Annotated in this window: 3 protein-coding genes; all 3 read left to right on the forward strand. The window is 36.1% G+C overall.

Annotation, left to right across the window (positions count from 1 at the left end):
* The first annotated feature begins 33 nt into the window (after positions 1–33).
* Positions 34–1,113 (forward strand): hypothetical protein, encoded by a 1,080-nt coding sequence (locus tag H5072_RS15110; protein WP_182693987.1) that lies wholly within the window; start codon positions 34–36, stop codon positions 1,111–1,113.
* Between the two features lie 89 nt (positions 1,114–1,202).
* Positions 1,203–1,598, forward strand: coding sequence for an immunity protein YezG family protein (locus H5072_RS15115; RefSeq protein WP_182693988.1), 396 nt, complete (start codon positions 1,203–1,205; stop codon positions 1,596–1,598).
* Positions 1,599–1,956: 358 nt separating this feature from the next.
* The coding region (locus H5072_RS15120) for a molecular chaperone HscC (RefSeq protein ID WP_182693989.1) at positions 1,957–3,293 on the forward strand (1,337 nt) is incomplete at its 3' end.

A 3,293-nucleotide genomic window follows, 5' to 3' on the forward strand; every position in this document is an offset into this window, starting at 1 on the left:
CCAGCACTAAGCTATTGTTTAAGGAAAAATAATATGAGCACTGTAAATGAGTTAATACTCAAAGCAAGCCGTTTAAAAGACGGTGACCCAATAAAAATAAAGCTTGGGGAACAAGCTATTTTATTAGCCGATCAAAGTAATGATATTAATTTAAAATATAGAAGCCGAGTTAGTTTAATTGAAGACGCCGCATTTGCGGGGCAACCAGAAAAAGCACTCGTTAATTTTGGTTGGTGTATTGCGCAATGCGAAAAATATCCAGAGCAATTTCCTTTAACCAATATGCTGTGGAAATATAAATATGTAATAGATTGTGCTATTGGTTTTCATTCTATAAGCCGGGCTAAGTTAGAGCAGTTAATAGATAATATGAAGCAACATTACGCTCAAGCAGGTTTTAGCTTAAGGCCAGTACATTACATGCAAGCCCAACTTTATTTAAGCATGGGTGAACTGGATAAGAGCCTTGAGCAACTGCAAATTAGTCAAGGTTTAGAAAATGACCGTTTTGCAGATTGTGCAGCATGTGAAGTTCATTTTATGGTCGTGCTACTTACCGCGTTAAGTAGGTATTCTGAGGCATTAAATACCGCATTACCTTTAATTCAAGGTAACCAAAGCTGTGCCGAAGTACCTCATTTAACCTTGCCAGAATTACTTATTACCGCAAGCCAACTGGGTAAAGATGATTTAGGGCAAATGCTACTTACTTCTGGCTATCAACTTATTCGTGACAATCCAAATTTTTTACATCAGGTCGGCTTACAAATACAGTATTGTGCTATTCATAATTTAATTGAAACCGGCACAGACAGAATACAAAACCATTATGATTGGCTTTCCAAAAATATAGATCAGCGAGGTCACTACCAATATTACTTAGGTATTTCTATGTTGTTAAAATCAATACTAAACAATGGTAAAACATCAATACTCTTAACAATGCCTAAAAGCTTTGAACTATATAATGAAAATGATAGGTACAATCTTACAACCTTATTCGATTATTTTTATAATAAGGCTTCGCAGATTGCCCAGGCTTTTGATGAGCGAAATGGGAATGATTTTTATCAATCTCAAATTGCACATAAATTAGAAATGATTAAATTATAACTCTATGACTAAAAGGCCAGCTTATGTAGCTAGCCAACTGGTTGGGTTTACTTCTATAAAGCCAGTCTGTAGTTAATTAAGGATTTGGGATGTTCGATACAATTGACGATATATACATTCATATAGGACAAGCAATGTTTAATGCTCTGCCTGAACAATGGGAAAAGGCTTGGTTTGAAGTTTTATTATTAAATCCTGATGGAGCAATTCAATCTAATCAGGAATACATTTTAAATAACAAAAAATTCAATTTTGACACAAATATCATAAATGGAGTTGCTAAAAATGCAAAATGTGGAAAAGCTTTCCGTGCGCTTTATCACCTTATGCAAAAAAATGAAAATGATGTCCCTTGGAACAAAGCGCGTGTTGAAATTACTTCAGAAGGTGATTTTACAATTGATTTTAAATACGACGAAGACTTTGCTTATTTAAATTCATTAGATCCAGATAAAGATAAGTATCCTAACTCGGATGAAATTTAGCAATAGAAACATGGGACGGTTTACCCGGAAGTTACCCTAAGTATTGGGCTAAAACACGATAGAGCTAGCAAATGCTGAAATGTTAACGAGAGCAGATAATAAGGATTAAGGGCAAGCTCGTAAAGTCAGCGAGTTTGAAAGAGAAATATTAGCAAAATACGCTGATGATGAGACTAAATCAAAGTCATTATGCCCAACCTTCATTGTTGAGGGGAGCAACTCAAACTGGACAGCGCTTATTGGGTAATGTGGGTTTATTTACACATGACAATCAATGCCAATATAATAAGTAGTCTTATAAATCGTGGCTTTAAAAATAAAAAGCGATGTAATAATTGTCAGAATAAAAGGTATTAATATGAAGATAGGGATTGATCTGGGAACGACACACAGTTTAATTGGTGTATGGCAAGATGATGGCATTAAACTAATTACTGATTTAGAAGGCAATGTTCTGGTGCCATCTATTGTGAGCTTTACAGGTGATTATGTTTTAGTGGGTCAAGCTGCTCGCGACCGCTTAGCGACTCACCCTGAGTTGACAGTGTCTGAATTCAAGCGTTTTATGGGAACGGACAAAGTTTACCAACTAGAAGAGCAATCTTATACACCAATAGAGCTGTCGGCTATTTTACTTAAGCATCTTAAAGAGCAAGCTGAAGCATATTTACAACAACCTATTACTGAAGCTGTTATTTCGGTACCAGCGTATTTTAATAATAAACAACGACAAGCAACACAGCAGGCAGCTTCACTTGCTGGTTTGACGGTCGAGCGCTTAATTAACGAGCCAACCGCCGCAGCGCTTGCATACGGACTAGACAACAAAGATTCAGATAACACTTATTTAGTGCTTGATCTCGGGGGGGGAACGTTTGATGTATCTGTTATTGAAGTGTTTAATGACATTTTTGAGATTCACGCTTCTGGTGGTGATAACTACCTCGGTGGGAACGACTTTACTCAAGCAATCGTAGACGATTTATATAAAAAACACAGTATTAAACCAAACTGTTTAACTAATGGCGATGAGAGAAATATTTGGTCTTTATGCGATCAATTAAAATGTCAGCTAACCAGCGAAGGCTCTGGCTACTTTGACTTTGAATATGAAGGAAATATTTTAACTTATACTCTTGATGAAAACGATTTCAAGCATATTTGTAATGATTTAATTGAGCGTGTTAAGTTTCCTATTCATAGAGCAATGACGGATGCACAATTATCGATAGATGATATAGATGGCTTGGTTTTTGTGGGTGGTGCCACCCGAATGCCAATTTTTCGCCAGCAAATTAATCATGCGTTTTCGCGCATTACACAAATTCAATATAATCCAGACCACGCTATTGCTATTGGTGCAGCTATTCAAGCAAGTATGAATGCGCGAAATAATCAGTTCAAAGATGTAATTATGACGGATGTTTGCCCTTTTACACTGGGCGTTGAGATATCAAACGAGCATAACCAACCTGAATTTTTACCAATCATAGAGCGTAACTCTACAATCCCCGTTAGTGAAACTCGCTCTTTATTTTCCAAACATCCGAGTCAAGAAAGCGTCTTGATTAATATTTACCAAGGTGAAAATTACTTACCTAAAGATAATGTGTTAATGGGAGCATTAGACATTACACTTGAACCTTTAAACAAAATTCAGTCTTTTTATATAACTTATACTTATGATCTCAATGG

This window comes from Pseudoalteromonas sp. SR45-5 (assembly GCF_014163565.1).
In the GTDB taxonomy this organism is placed as follows: Bacteria; Pseudomonadota; Gammaproteobacteria; order Enterobacterales; family Alteromonadaceae; genus Pseudoalteromonas; species Pseudoalteromonas distincta.

Excerpts from the sequence above, each read along its gene's own strand:
- H5072_RS15110 (WP_182693987.1), top strand. The coding sequence starts at position 34 with ATGAGCACTGTAAATGAGTTAATACTCAAAGCAAGCCGTTTAAAAGAC.
- H5072_RS15115 (WP_182693988.1), top strand. The coding sequence starts at position 1,203 with ATGTTCGATACAATTGACGATATATACATTCATATAGGACAAGCAATG.